A 12,316-nucleotide genomic window follows, 5' to 3' on the forward strand; every position below is an offset into this window, starting at 1 on the left:
CTGGAGGATCGATGTCCGAGCGCACCCTGCACGTGCCGCAGCACCCCGTCCGCCTGGTGACGGCGTCCAGCCTGTTCGACGGGCACGACGCGTCGATCAACATCATGCGGCGGATCTTCCAGAGCCAGGGCTGCGAGGTGATCCACCTCGGGCACAACCGGTCGGTGGCCGAGGTGGTCGAGGCCGCGATCGAGGAGGACGTGCAGGGCATCGCCGTGTCGTCGTACCAGGGCGGGCACGTGGAGTACTTCGAGTACCTCACCCAGCTGCTCCGCGAGCGCGGCGCCGGCCACATCAAGGTGGTCGGCGGGGGCGGCGGCGTCATCGTCCACGACGAGATCTCGCGGCTGCGCGAGTCCGGTGTCACGATCTTCTCCCCCGAGGACGGCCAGCGGCTCGGCCTGCCGGGCATGGTCAACACCGTCGTCGAGGCCTGCGACACCGACCTGTGGGAGACCGGCAGCGTGAGCGCCGAGCAGGTCCTCAGCGGCGACCGCGCGGCCCTCGCCCGCGCCATCACCGGCGCGGAGCTCGGCCGGCTCGACGCCCGGCTGCTGGACCGGTTGTCCGAGGCGGCCGCGGCGCACGCCGTACCGATCCTCGGGATCACCGGCACCGGCGGCTCCGGCAAGTCCAGCCTCACCGACGAGCTGGTACGACGGCTGCGGGTCGACCAGCAGGACAAGGTCCGCGTCGCGGTGCTGGCCGTGGACCCGACCCGGCGCAAGGGCGGCGGCGCGCTGCTCGGCGACCGGATCCGGATGAACAGCCTCGACCTGTCCGGCCACGGGCTGGACCGCAACCAGGTCTACTTCCGCAGCCTCGCCACCCGCGGCGCCCACGAGGTGCCCGAGCACCTCCCCGACGTGCTCACCGTGCTCAAGGCGGCCGGCTTCGACCTCGTCGTCATCGAGACGCCCGGCATCGGCCAGGGCGACGCGGCGATCGTGCCCTTCGTCGACACCTCGCTCTACGTCATGACGCCGGAGTTCGGCGCCGCGTCGCAGCTGGAGAAGATCGACATGCTCGACTTCGCCGACGCGGTCGCGATCAACAAGTTCGAGCGCCGCGGCGCCGAGGACGCGCTGCGCGACGTGGGCCGGCAGCTGGTGCGCAACCGCGAGGCGTTCGGGCAGCAGCCCTCCGACATGCCGGTGTTCGGCACCTCCGCGGCGACCTTCGACGACGACGGCGTCACCGCGCTCTACCAGCACCTGCGCGGCCTGCTCGCCGGGCAGGGCCTCGCCGTCGGCGACGGCCTGCTGGCCCCGATCGAGGGCAAGCGCTCCACCCGGATCCAGCAGGTGCTGCCCGCCGACCGGGTGCGCTATCTCGCCGAGATCGCCGAGACGGTCCGCGGCTACCACGCCGACACCGAGGTGTTCGTCGAGAAGGTACGCCGCGCGCAGCGCTTCGGCGCCGTCGCCGAGGAGCTCGGCGACATCGAGGAGCTCGCCGCCGCGGCCGCGCGCGCCCACGACGACCTCCCCCTCGACGTCCGCGACCAGCTCGCGGCGTGGCCGGGCGTGGTGGCGTCGTACGACGAGGACACTGCCACGAAGGGCCGCGAGTCGCTCGCCGGCAACCGGGTGCCGCGGGTCGCCGTACCCCGCTTCGAGGACCACGGCGAGCTGGTGCGCTTCTGGCGCCGGGAGAACCTGCCGGGCCACTTCCCCTTCACCGCGGGCGTCTTCCCCTTCAAGCGCGCCGACGAGGACCCGGCCCGGATGTTCGCCGGCGAGGGCGACCCGTTCCGCACCAACAAGCGGTTCAAGCTGCTCTCCGAGGGCCAGCCGGCCACCCGACTGTCGACCGCGTTCGACTCGGTGACGCTCTACGGCCGCGACCCCGACGAGCGCCCCGACATCTACGGCAAGATCGGCACCTCCGGCGTCTCGGTGGCGACGCTGGAGGACATGAAGGCGCTGTACGACGGCTTCGACCTGCTGTCGCCGACGACCTCGGTGTCGATGACGATCAACGGCCCGGCGCCCGCCGTCCTCGCGTTCTATCTCAACACCGCGATGGACCAGGCCCGCGAGCGCGGGATCGACCCGTACGAGGCGATCAAGACGGTGCGCGGCACGGTCCAGGCCGACATCCTCAAGGAGGACCAGGGGCAGAACACCTGCCTGTTCTCCACCGAATTCTCGCTGCGCTGCATGGCCGACATCCAGGAGTGGTTCATCCAGCAGCAGGTCCGCAACTTCTACTCGGTCTCCATCTCCGGCTACCACATCGCCGAGGCCGGGGCGAACCCGATCAGCCAGCTCGCGTTCACCCTCGCCAACGGCTTCACGTACGTCGAGTCGTACCTCGCGCGCGGCATGGACATCGACGACTTCGCGCCCAACCTGTCGTTCTTCTTCTCCAACGGGATGGACCCGGAGTACACCGTGATCGGCCGGGTCGCCCGCCGGATCTGGGCGATCGCGATGCGGGACCGGTACGGCGCCAACGAGCGCTCGCAGAAGCTGAAGTACCACGTCCAGACCTCCGGGCGCTCGCTGCACGCGCAGGAGATGGACTTCAACGACATCCGCACCACCCTGCAGGCGCTGATCGCGATCTACGACAACGCCAACTCGCTGCACACCAACGCCTACGACGAGGCGGTCACGACGCCGAGCGCCGAGTCGGTACGTCGCGCGCTCGCGATCCAGCTGATCATCAACCGCGAGTGGGGCCTGGCGATGAACGAGAACCCGCTCCAGGGCGCGTACGTCGTCGACGAGCTCACCGACCTCGTGGAGGCCGCCGTCCTGGCCGAGTTCGACCGGATCTCCGAGCGGGGCGGCGTCCTCGGCGCGATGGAGACCGGCTACCAGCGCGGCCGGATCCAGGACGAGTCGATGCTCTACGAGCACCGCAAGCACGACGGCACCCTGCCCATCATCGGCGTCAACACCTTCCGGGCGCCCGACGGCGACGACGGCACCCCCGACCACATCGAGCTGGCCCGCGCCACCACCTCGGAGAAGGACTCGCAGCTCGTACGGCTCCGCGACTTCCAGGCCCGCCACGCCGACGACGCGACCGCTGCGATCGCCCGGCTCAAGGAGGCGGCCACGAGCGGCGAGAACGTGTTCGCCGTCCTCATGGACGCCGCGCGGGTCTGCTCCCTCGGCCAGATCACCGAGGCCTTCTTCGAGGTCGGCGGGCAGTACCGGAGAAATGTCTGAGGTCTGGCGCCGGCCAGGGTCCGCTGTAACACGTTGATCGCTGCTCTGGCAGCCCGACCACCGCTGTAACACGTCGTTCGCTGCTCTGGCAGCCCGACCACCGCTGTAACACGTCGTTCGCCGCTCTGGCAGCCCCATCACCTCGGTAGCAGCCCGGCACAGGGGCCTTTTCGCGATGTCACCGGGCTGGTAGGTGAGCGAACTACGTGTTACAGCGCACCCGCCCTACGTGTTACAGCGCACCCGCCGCCGGGCCACCCGCCGCCGGGCCACCCGCCGCCGCGCCACCCGCGCCACCCGCGCCTGGAGAACTCGTCCAGAGTCCGTGTCGAAAGTGCGCCCGCCCGTTCGACGTAGGTTCGACAAGCACCTACGAACCGAGAGGTTGATCCGCATGACGCGCTACATGGGCCTGATCCGGATGGAGGAGGGCATCACCGCCGCTCCCCCGCAGCCGCTGATCGACGCGATGGACGAGTTCATCGCCAAGACCACCGCCAACGGCAACTACCTCGACGGCGCCGGCCTGTTCGGCACCGAGGACGCCGTGAACTTCGTGATCCGCGGCGGTGAGACCACCCGGGTCGACGGGCCGTACGCCGAGGCCAAGGAGGTCGTCGGCGGCTGGGCACTGCTGCAGTTCGACTCCCAGGACGCGGCGGTCGAGAGCATGCGGGAGATGGCCCAGCTGCACGCCGACCACTGGCCCGAGCTCGACTTCGTGCTCACCCTCCGCCAGGTCGCCGAGGCACCCCCGCAGGCCGACTGAACCGACGAAGTGTGGGGGTTGCACGCGCGAGGTGTGGGGGTTGCACGCGCGAGGTGCGACCTCCGCACGCACGAAGTGCGAGGTCTGCAGGCGCGAAGTGCGGATGCTGCCGATCTCGCGCCCTGCAATTCCCTGATCTCGCCCCTGCAGTCCCCCGACTTCGCACCTGCCGGGGTCGTACTTCGCACCTGCCGGGGTCGTACTTCGCACCTGCGGGGGTCGCACTTCGCGCGGACCTAGGCTGGCCCCATGCCCGAGGCCGGCGCCACCGACGTCGTCATCGAGGTCTGGCGCCGGGAGGCGCCGGTCCTCGTGGCGGCGCTGACCCGGATGACCCACGACCTGGGGCTCGCGGAGGATCTGGCCCAGGACGCGTTCCTCGCGGCGCTCGAGCAGTGGCCGGAGCGCGGCGTACCCGCCAATCCGGCAGCCTGGCTGATGACCACCGCCAAGCGGCGGGCGGTCGACGCGTTCCGGCGCGCCGAGACGCTGCGCCGCAGGACCGCCGAGCTCAAGCGGGCGGCCGGGGAAGCGGATCCGATGCCCGGCCTGGAGGCCCAGGTGGACCACATCGAGGACGACGTGCTGCGGCTGGTGTTCCTGTGCTGCCACCCCGCGCTGACGCCCGAGTCCCGCGCTGCCCTCACCCTGCGCCTGGTCGGCGGGCTGACGACGACCGAGATCGCGCGCGGGTTCCTGGTCCCCGACGCCACCATGGGCCAGCGGATCTCGCGCGCCAAGCGCACCCTGTCCGACGCCGGCGCCGAGCTGGAGCTGCCGACCGGCGCCGAGCGCACGGAGCGTCTCGACGACGTGATGGCGGTCGTCTACCTGATCTTCACGGAGGGGTACGCCGCCACGGCCGGCGACGACTGGACCCGACCCGATCTCGTGGCGGAGGCGATCCGGCTGGCCCGGCTGCTGGCCGAGCTCGCCCCCGCCGAGCCCGAGGTGCACGGCCTGCAGGCGCTGCTCGAGCTCCAGGGCTCCCGCCTGCCCGCACGCGCCGACGCCGACGGCAGCCCGGTCCTGCTCGACGACCAGGACCGGGCGCTCTGGGACGAGCTGCTCATCCGCCGCGGCCTCGCCGCCCTCGCCCGCGCGGAGGCGATCGCCGCCCGGGGCGTGCCCGTGGGCCGCTACGTCCTCCAGGCCGCGATCGCCGCCGAGCATGCCCGCGCCGCCACCGCCGAGGCCACCGACTGGCCCCGCATCTCCCGCCTGTACGACGTCCTCGCCGCGGCCGCGCCCGGCCCGGTCGTGGAGGTCAACCGGGCCGTCGCCCACGGCCGCGCGCACGGCCCGGAAGCAGGACTCGCGGTCCTCGCGGCGCTCCCGGCCGACGCGCTACGCGACTCCCCGCTGCTACCGAGCGTCCACGGCGACCTGCTCGAGCGCGCCGGCCGCCCCGCGGAGGCGGCCGAGGCGTTCGCGGAGGCGGCTCGTCGTACCCGCAACGCGGACGAGCGGACCCTGCTGGAGCGGAGGGCCGCCACGACCCGCGGTCAGGGCGCCGGGGCGCAGAGCACGTAGGCGGTCAGCGTGCCGGGCGAGTGGGCGGCGAGGCTGGCGTAGACGACCGTCCAGCTGCTCGGCGCCGTGGTGACCGGAGCGCCGGCGCTGTTGCTGGGGTACGACTGCTGCAGGACCTGACCCGCGCTCACCGTGGCCGGATCGGCCGCGTGGACGCCGCCGCCGAGCGCGATCTCCCCCGCCAGGCAGTCGGCCGTGAGCGTGGTGATGGTCGCGCCGTCGGGCTCGAAGGTCGTGCTCGTGGCGGTGCGGTAGATCGCACCACCCAGCCCGCCGGCCGGGCCGGTGGGGCCGACGGGGCCGGTGGGGCCGGCGGGCCCGGTCGGCCCGGTCGCGCCCTGGGGACCGATGGGGCCCTGCGGGCCGGTCGCACCGATGGGGCCGGTAGGTCCGACGGGACCAGCGGGTCCGATGGCACCGACCGGTCCGGCGGGACCGGCCGGACCCTGCGGGCCGAGCGGACCGATGGCGCCCTGCGGGCCGACCGGCCCGGCCGGGCCGGTCTCACCCTGCGGCCCCTGGGCGCCCGCCGGGCCTGCGGGCCCGGCCTCGCCCTGCGGTCCGGCCACGCCCGCGACCTGCCACCGGATCAGCCGCTCCGACCCCCGGCACTTCTTCTTGCCGGTACGACGCTCCGCGCGGTTCGGGATCACCCGCAGCTCGCCGGTGGCGATCGTCAGGCAGGCGGTGATGCTCGCGCGGGTGGCGGTCGCGCCGCCGTCCTCGTCGGCCGACGCTGCCGGGGCCGGCGCGACGCCGACGAGCGTCAGGCCCGCGACGACCGCGGCCGCGAGCGCACCCAGGAGAAGGCGGACGGCGGCCGGGGCGACGAGACGCATGGGACCACTATCGCCGCCGGCGAACTTTTTGTGAAGGGTGACGACAAATCCGGTGCCGCGGTCCTCACTCGTAGGACGGCGCCTCGATCTCGGCCATCGCGGGGTCCAGCGCGACGCCCCGGGCGAGCGAGGCCTCCGCCTCCGCGGTCTGCCCGAGGTGGAGCAGGGCGAAGCCGAGGCGCATGTGGGCCGCGGCGAGGTCGGGGTCGATCTCGAGCACCCGGCGATAGGTCGCGATCGCCGCCGCGAGGTCCGTCCGCTCGTCGAGGATGGCGCGGTTGTAGAGCGCCGGGGCGTAGTCGGGATCGGCGGCCAGCGCCGCGTCGTACCTCGCCCGGGCCTCGTCCTCGTCACCGTCGGCCTGCGCGATCAACCCCAGGTTGTAGAGGGCGTACTGGTTGTCCGGGTCGAGGACCAGGACGTTCTCGAAGGTGCCCCGCGCGGCCGCGGTGGACCCCTCGCTGAGCTGGTCGAGGCCGGTCTGGAGCAGCGCGGACGCGCTCGACTCGGCTCCCGGCTCCTCGTCGCTGCAGCCGGAGAGCAGGGTGGCGGCCACGACGGCGGCGAGCGCCGCCAGCAGGTGCAGGCGTCGGGACACGGCGCGGATCCTACGCGCCCCGGCGCTCTCCCCTCCCCCTCACCGACCGCGCAGGGTGACCGACGGCGCCACGCCGTACCTCTCCCGGTACGACGCGGCGAACCGCCCGAGGTGGGCGAACCCCCACCTGCTGGCGAGGTCGGCGACGCTGCCGTCGGTGGCGGCGAGCAGGTCGGCGTGCACCCGCTCGAGCCGGACGGCGAGGAGGTGCTGGGTCGGGGTGTGGCCGAGGTAGCGCTGGAAGCCCTGCTGGAGCCGGCGGATGCCGACGCCGGCCTCGCGGGCGAGCTCGGCGGCGGTCCAGTCGCGCGCCGGGTCGGCCTCGATCGCCTCGACGACCCGCGACACGATCCGCGGCCGGACCGTGCCGCACCCGGGCTCCTCGGGGAAGGAGGCGGCGACGAAGGCGGCGGTGAGGGTGGCCGCGAGACGCCGCGCCACGCGCTCGTCGCGGGCGAGGGCGGGGTTGCGCAGGGCCTCGGTGCCGATCGAGGCGAGCAGCCCGACCCAGGCGCGGCCGCCGTCGGTGCGCAGGTCCAGCTGGGCCGGGAGCCGGTCGGTGTGCAGGCCGACCAGGGCGGCCACCTCCTCGACGAGATAGGCCCGGTCGACCCGCATCCCGACGATCGAGCAGTCGGCCGACCAGCGGGTCATCCGGGTCTCCTCGTTGGGCGGGCACACGGTGGCCTGCCCGTCGAGGGAGAGCACGTGGTGGGCGCCGATCTGCGCCTCGAGCACGCCGCTTCGGGGCACGTTCACCGCCCACGCACCGGGGTGGTCGGACTCGACGGAGACCTCCGAGCCCCAGCCGATCCGGGCCAGGCGCACCGGGCCGAGATCGACCGCACGCAGGTCGGCGGGACCGGTCGCACGACCCTTCACGAGCAGCCGGTGGGGGAAGTACGCGCGGGCGACGGAGTCGGAGAAGCCGCCCAGCTCGTCGGAGGACGCCGTGACCGTGCCGGTCGCGCTCATGATCCACCCCCTCGGCCTCGATCGTGACGCCCCTCACACTAAGCGAACTCCGTCATCCGGAAAACGCACCCGATCCAACCCGGTGCGCAATCCGGACAGCGCCTTCGCCGAGCGGATCGCCGGGCCCGTCGTACCGGCCTAGCGTCCCGGCTCACGTGACCGCCACCACAGGGCGGTCCCCGAGACCGACGGAGGACCCCCCATGGACCCGCGCACCCTGCGGTCGACCTTCGGCCGCTTCGCGACCGGCGTCACCGTCATCACCTGCCGTACGCCGGACGGCGCGCACCACGGCGCGACGGTCACCGCGTTCACCCCGATCTCCCTGGACCCGCCGCTGGTCCAGGTGGCGCTGACCCGGACGTCGAAGGCGGCGGCGTACCTCGACGGCGCGTCCTTCGCCGTCAACGTGCTGGCCTCCGACCAGGTCGACGTCGCGATGCACTTCGCGGGCCGGCCGGGCCCGGACCCGGTGCCGTGGTGCGACGGCGCCACGGCGCCCTCCCTGCGCGGTACGGCGGCCACCATCACCTGCCGCGCGCACCGCACCGACGACGGCGGCGACCACCTGCTGTTCCTCGGCGAGGTGGTCGACGTGGTCAGCACCGGCCGACCGCCGCTGCTGTTCCACGACAGCGCCTTCCACCAGATCGGCCGCCGTTCGTCCGACGTCGTCTGGCTCGGCTGCCAGGACGACCCCCACACCAGCTGGTTCGGCGCGCTCGTGCCGGCCGACACCCACTACTGAGGAGATTCCCGATGACCGACACCCTCGCACCCGAGACGAGCGCTGCCGCCGACGGTCCGCCGACCGTCAACCCGGCCGCGGACTCGCCGGCCAACCGGCAGACCAACTTCGCCTCCCGCCCGATGACCGGCGACGAGTACATCGAGAGCCTCAAGGACGGCCGGGAGATCTACCTCCACGGCGAGCGGGTGAAGGACGTCACCACGCACCCGGCGTTCCGCAACCCGATCCGGATGACCGCCCGCCTGTACGACGCCCTGCACACCGGACCGCACGTCGACGAGCTCACCGTGCCCACCGACACCGGCAACGGCGGCGTGACGATGCCCTTCTTCAAGACCCCGACCTCCTCGGCGGACCTGCTCAAGGAGCGCGACGCGATCGCGCGCTGGGCGAGGATGACGTGGGGCTGGATGGGCCGCAGCCCCGACTACAAGGCGAGCTTCCTCGGCACGCTGCACGCCAACAAGGAGCTCTACGCGCCGTTCCAGGACAACGCCGAGCGGTGGTACCGCGAGTCGCAGGAGAAGGTCCTCTACTGGAACCACGCGATCATCAACCCGCCGGTGGACCGCAACCTGCCGCCGGACGAGGTCGGCGACGTCTACATGAAGGTCGAGAAGGAGACCGACGCCGGCCTGGTCGTCTCCGGCGCCAAGGTGGTCGCGACCGGCTCGGCGATCACCAACTACAACTTCATCGCGCACTACGGTCTGCCGATCCGCAAGAAGCAGTTCGCGCTGATCTGCACCGTCCCGATGGACGCCCCCGGCATCAAGCTGATCTGCCGCTCGTCGTACACCGAGCAGGCCGCGAGGAACGGCACCCCCTTCGACTACCCCCTGTCGAGCCGGATGGACGAGAACGACACCATCTTCGTCTTCGACAAGGTGCTGGTGCCCTGGGAGAACGTCTTCATGTACGGCGACGTGGACCGCATCAACGCATTCTTCCCCCAGTCCGGCTTCCTCCCGCGGTTCACCTTCCAGGGCTGCACCCGGCTGGCGGTGAAGCTCGACTTCATCGCCGGCCTGCTTCTGAAGGCCCTCGAGACCACCGGCTCCGGCGACTTCCGCGGCGTGCAGACCCGGGTCGGCGAGGTCATCGGCTGGCGCAACCTGTTCTGGTCGCTGACCGAGTCGATGGCCCGCGACCCCGAGCCGTGGGTGGGCGACGCGGTGATCCCGAAGCTGGAGTACGGCCTGACCTACCGGATGTTCATGATCCACGGCTATCCGCGGGTCAAGGAGATCATCGAGCAGGACGTCGCCTCCGGCCTGATCTACCTGCCGTCCGGCTCCGCCGACTTCAAGTCCGCGGAGGTGCGCCCGTACCTCGACAAGTACGTCCGCGGCTCCAACGGCATCACCGCCGTGGACCGCGTGAAGGTGATGAAGGCGCTGTGGGACTCGATCGGGTCGGAGTTCGGCGGCCGGCACGAGCTGTACGAGCGCAACTACTCGGGCAACCACGAGAACGTGAAGGCCGAGCTGCTCTTCGCCGCCCAGAACCGGGGCATCGTCGACCGGATGAAGGGCTTCGCCGACGAGTTCCTCGGCGAGTACGACCTCGACGGCTGGACGGTCCCCGACCTGTTCTGATCCGCGACCCGGCGCAAGCTGACCCGCAATTCGCGCTGACCCGGCGCGAAAGGACCTTTCGCGTGCAGGTCCTTTCGCGCCGGGACGGCGTCAGCTCGAGGTCAGGACGGGCCGGGTCGGCGTCAGCTCGAGGTCAGGACGGGCCGGGTCGGCGTCAGCTCGAGGTCAGGACGGGCCGGGTCGCGGGGCGGGACGGGGCGGGAGAGGACCCGGTTCGCCATGCCGGCGAGGACGACGACCCCAGCAGCGGCGATCGGCACGAACAGCGCGGTGGAGGTGCCGAACCGGTCGGCCAGCTCGCCGGTGACGGCCGAGGCGAGCGACTGGCCGACGATGACGGCCGAGCCGAGGATGGTCATCACCGTGGCCGAGCGGCCGACGGGGCTGCGCAGGGCGCCGAGGCTGTACTGGGTGACCATGGTCGGCCCGATGCCGCAGCCGATGAGCAGCAGCACCGCGCACATGGCCGCGACCGACGACACGTTCGGCAGCAGGGCCGCGCCCGCGAGCATCGTGGCGCCGAACACCAGCCAGCGCGCCCGCAGCGAGAACGAGGAGGGGAACAGCGCCACGCCGAGGGCCAGCGCGGCGGAGCCGATCCCCATCACGCCGTACACGAGGCCGGCGGAGGCGGGCCGGCCGTGGTCGGCCATGAACGACGTGAGCGAGGTGAGCATCGCGCCGAAGAACAGCCCGACGCCGAAGATCCCGACCACGACCGCCAGCACGGCGGGCCGGAAGAGATCGCGGACGGGGGCGGGCGGCAGCGCGTCCTCGTCGCGTCCGGCCGCGGCGAGCGCGGACGGGTGCAGCGCGAACGCCGTCACGAACACCAGCGTGAGCACCGCGGCGCCGGCGACCGGCGCCCACGGGTCGAGCGTCGTGCCGAGGATGCCGACGACGAACGGCCCGACGATGAAGACCAGCTCGTCGGCGGCCGACTCGTAGGCCATCGTGGAGTCGAAGGTCCGCGAGCGGCGCCCGGGTGCGATCCGCGCACCGATGATCTGCACCAGCCGGCTGCGCGACATGGGCGCGATCTGCGGCGCGCTCGCGCCGACCAGGAAGGCGACCGCGAGCACGGCCGCGGCCGGCAGCGGGCTGTAGACGACCCACGCCATCAGGCCGAGCGCGGTCGCCGACGCCAGGCCGCTGACCAGCAGCACCCGCCGCTGGCCGAACCGGTCGGCGGCCGCGCCGAGCAGCGGCCCCACGCAGGCGGCGCCGAGGCCGACCACCGCCGAGTTGAGCCCGCCGAACGCGAGCGAGTCCCGCCCGGCGACGACCAGGGTGAGCACCCCGACGACCATCATCGCGTACGGCATCCGGGCCACGAGGGCGATCGGGAAGTACGACGGACCGGCGGCGCGGACCAGGGAGGGCGCGTGATCGTGCATGACCTCGACTCCAAGGGGTGGAACTGGTGCCGCCTTGGACCGCCGGTCCGACGACCGGCGCGAGGTAGATGCACCCACGGATGGGAACGACTCCGCTCAGATTATCGCGGCGTGCCGCACGTCAGCCAATCGGCACCGGATGTCGCCGGCGACGCTAGGGTCCGGGTCATGAGCACGCAGCCGACGTACGACCAGCTCGTCACCCTGCCCGCCTTCGCGGTCCAGCCGGTTCCCAGCGCGTTCGAGGACAGCAACGGCTTCCTCAACGTGCGGCACTACCTCGGCATCGGCAGCGAGGGCCTGGACGAGTCGCTGTACGACATCGGGATCCCGTTCAACTGGCCGGTGCTCAGCGGCTTCGCCTGCCTGTCGGCCGAGCACCACCTGACCTACCTGCACGAGCTGCGGACCGGCGACCAGATGTCCGTGCGGGTGCGCCTGCTCGGCCGCTCCGAGCGCGCCGCCCACGCCCTCGTGCACATCCTCGACGACACCAACCAGCGCGTCGCCTGCTACTTCGAGGAGATCTTCCTCTGCGTCCGGCTCGCCGACCGCAAGACCGTTCCCTGGCCCGACGACATCGCCGTGGGGCTCGACAAGCGGGTCGCCGAGCACGCGGCGATCGCGTGGGAGCCGGCCACCTCCGGCTTCCTGGCGCTGCGCTGACGCGGCCG

At 72.4% G+C, this 12,316-nt stretch carries 10 protein-coding genes; 6 read left to right on the plus strand and 4 right to left on the minus strand.

Annotated elements, in window-relative coordinates; all coding sequences use genetic code 11:
* The first annotated feature begins 11 nt into the window (after positions 1-11).
* The 3 genes from icmF to FIV44_RS11645 all read left to right on the plus strand — a co-directional run bounded on the left by icmF (position 12) and on the right by FIV44_RS11645 (position 5,484).
* Positions 12-3,182 (plus strand): fused isobutyryl-CoA mutase/GTPase IcmF, encoded by a 3,171-nt coding sequence (icmF, locus tag FIV44_RS11635; protein WP_141004576.1) that lies wholly within the window; start codon positions 12-14, stop codon positions 3,180-3,182.
* Between the two features lie 394 nt (positions 3,183-3,576).
* Positions 3,577-3,951: a YciI family protein gene (locus tag FIV44_RS11640; protein WP_141004577.1), complete on the plus strand. Its 375-nt coding sequence runs from the start codon at positions 3,577-3,579 to the stop codon at positions 3,949-3,951.
* 249 nt (positions 3,952-4,200) lie between these two features.
* Positions 4,201-5,484, plus strand: a complete 1,284-nt coding sequence (locus tag FIV44_RS11645; protein ID WP_141004578.1) for an RNA polymerase sigma factor — start codon at positions 4,201-4,203, stop codon at positions 5,482-5,484.
* On the opposite strand, the gene FIV44_RS33150 is transcribed toward FIV44_RS11645, so the two are convergent.
* The 3 genes from FIV44_RS33150 to FIV44_RS11660 form a co-directional block, all read right to left on the minus strand.
* Positions 5,457-6,323 (minus strand): collagen-like domain-containing protein, encoded by an 867-nt coding sequence (locus FIV44_RS33150; protein WP_141004579.1) that lies wholly within the window; start codon positions 6,321-6,323, stop codon positions 5,457-5,459. The genes FIV44_RS11645 and FIV44_RS33150 overlap by 28 nt on opposite strands.
* Before the next feature lie 64 nt (positions 6,324-6,387).
* Positions 6,388-6,921 (minus strand): tetratricopeptide repeat protein, encoded by a 534-nt coding sequence (locus FIV44_RS11655; RefSeq protein WP_181411121.1) that lies wholly within the window; start codon positions 6,919-6,921, stop codon positions 6,388-6,390.
* Positions 6,922-6,960: 39 nt separating this feature from the next.
* Positions 6,961-7,896 carry an AraC family transcriptional regulator gene (locus FIV44_RS11660; protein ID WP_141004581.1) on the minus strand — a complete coding sequence of 312 codons (936 nt, stop codon included), beginning with the start codon at positions 7,894-7,896 and terminating at the stop codon, positions 6,961-6,963.
* A 202-nt stretch (positions 7,897-8,098) separates the two neighbouring features.
* Between FIV44_RS11660 and FIV44_RS11665 the strand changes: the two genes are divergently transcribed.
* Both FIV44_RS11665 and FIV44_RS11670 read left to right on the plus strand, forming a co-directional pair.
* The gene (locus FIV44_RS11665) at positions 8,099-8,644 is read left to right on the plus strand and encodes a flavin reductase family protein (protein ID WP_141004582.1); all 546 of its coding nucleotides are present in this window, start codon (positions 8,099-8,101) and stop codon (positions 8,642-8,644) included.
* An 11-nt stretch (positions 8,645-8,655) separates the two neighbouring features.
* Positions 8,656-10,245, plus strand: coding sequence for a 4-hydroxyphenylacetate 3-hydroxylase family protein (locus FIV44_RS11670; protein WP_141004583.1), 1,590 nt, complete (start codon positions 8,656-8,658; stop codon positions 10,243-10,245).
* Between the two features lie 122 nt (positions 10,246-10,367).
* On the opposite strand, the gene FIV44_RS11675 is transcribed toward FIV44_RS11670, so the two are convergent.
* Positions 10,368-11,642, minus strand: a complete 1,275-nt coding sequence (locus FIV44_RS11675) for an MFS transporter (RefSeq protein WP_141004584.1) — start codon at positions 11,640-11,642, stop codon at positions 10,368-10,370.
* Between the two features lie 168 nt (positions 11,643-11,810).
* Between FIV44_RS11675 and FIV44_RS11680 the strand changes: the two genes are divergently transcribed.
* Entirely contained in the window at positions 11,811-12,308 is a 498-nt protein-coding gene (locus tag FIV44_RS11680; protein ID WP_141004585.1) for a thioesterase family protein, read from the plus strand.
* Positions 12,309-12,316 lie beyond the last annotated feature (8 nt).

Source organism: Nocardioides humi (genome assembly GCF_006494775.1).
In the GTDB taxonomy this organism is placed as follows: domain Bacteria; phylum Actinomycetota; class Actinomycetes; order Propionibacteriales; family Nocardioidaceae; genus Nocardioides; species Nocardioides humi.

Coding starts and splice junctions, on each gene's coding strand:
- FIV44_RS33150 (WP_141004579.1), bottom strand. CDS start 6,323: ATGCGTCTCGTCGCCCCGGCCGCCGTCCGCCTTCTCCTGGGTGCGCTC.
- FIV44_RS11665 (WP_141004582.1), top strand. CDS start 8,099: ATGGACCCGCGCACCCTGCGGTCGACCTTCGGCCGCTTCGCGACCGGC.
- FIV44_RS11675 (WP_141004584.1), bottom strand. CDS start 11,642: ATGCACGATCACGCGCCCTCCCTGGTCCGCGCCGCCGGTCCGTCGTAC.
- FIV44_RS11645 (WP_141004578.1), top strand. CDS start 4,201: ATGCCCGAGGCCGGCGCCACCGACGTCGTCATCGAGGTCTGGCGCCGG.
- FIV44_RS11680 (WP_141004585.1), top strand. CDS start 11,811: ATGAGCACGCAGCCGACGTACGACCAGCTCGTCACCCTGCCCGCCTTC.
- FIV44_RS11660 (WP_141004581.1), bottom strand. CDS start 7,896: ATGAGCGCGACCGGCACGGTCACGGCGTCCTCCGACGAGCTGGGCGGC.
- FIV44_RS11670 (WP_141004583.1), top strand. CDS start 8,656: ATGACCGACACCCTCGCACCCGAGACGAGCGCTGCCGCCGACGGTCCG.
- icmF (WP_141004576.1), top strand. CDS start 12: ATGTCCGAGCGCACCCTGCACGTGCCGCAGCACCCCGTCCGCCTGGTG.
- FIV44_RS11640 (WP_141004577.1), top strand. CDS start 3,577: ATGACGCGCTACATGGGCCTGATCCGGATGGAGGAGGGCATCACCGCC.